At 38.3% G+C, this 702-nt stretch carries 1 protein-coding gene; it reads left to right on the top strand.

Translation table 11 applies throughout. From position 1 onward, the window contains the following. Positions 1-18 precede the first annotated feature (18 nt). Positions 19-702, top strand: a 684-nt coding sequence (locus tag HH219_RS21675) for a linear amide C-N hydrolase (RefSeq protein ID WP_249118593.1), incomplete at its 3' end; no start/stop codon positions are given.

Here is a 702-nt window from a genome sequence, read left to right as displayed (position 1 = left end):
AGCTATAGTTTTGTTGCAATGAATGGCTTTAACCTTGATATTGCCAAGTCCTTAGGTGTGTCAGAAACATTTGCAAATATAATGACCAATGGGTTAAATACTGAAGGCTTAACTACGGGGGCTATGGTACTGGCGCAAAGTGAGTATCAGTCTCCTTTTGATGAAAATAAAGAAATTATCCATAATAACATTGTCTATTACCCTAGTATTACAACGTGGATATTATCAAACTGTGCGACCTGCCAAGACGTTATTGATGGATTGCAATATGATTATCTCGTGTTGAATAAAGGTGGGTCTAATTTAAAAGAGGCTGTACCGGATAGCGGAAGAAAGATTTTGGTTGTTAGTCCTTTCTCTAAAGTTCCAAATGCAATGAAATTTCACTTTCCTGTGCATGATGCCAAAGGGAATAGCATTGTTTTAGAATATACGCAGGGAAAATTAACGATTACAGATCTGAACCCTATTGGTGTGCTAACCAATGATCCTTTGATTGCTTGGCAGCAAGAAAATGTTCGTTATAACTACGTAAATGTAATGCCATTTAATTTTCAGAACGAAAGTGGTGAGCCAACGATGCCGAGTGTGGAAGCATATAAAAGTGCTGCATCTAACTTTCAATGTAACTCTTATGCGCAAGGAACTGGTTTTTCTGGTGTTCCAGGAAGTTCAACACCCGTTGATCGCTTTGTGAGAGCT

Source organism: Pseudoalteromonas sp. NEC-BIFX-2020_015 (genome assembly GCF_012952265.1).
Taxonomy (GTDB): domain Bacteria; phylum Pseudomonadota; class Gammaproteobacteria; order Enterobacterales; family Alteromonadaceae; genus Pseudoalteromonas; species Pseudoalteromonas neustonica.
Note: the sequence above shows the minus strand (reverse complement) of the source record. Positions and strands in the feature narration are given on the sequence as shown.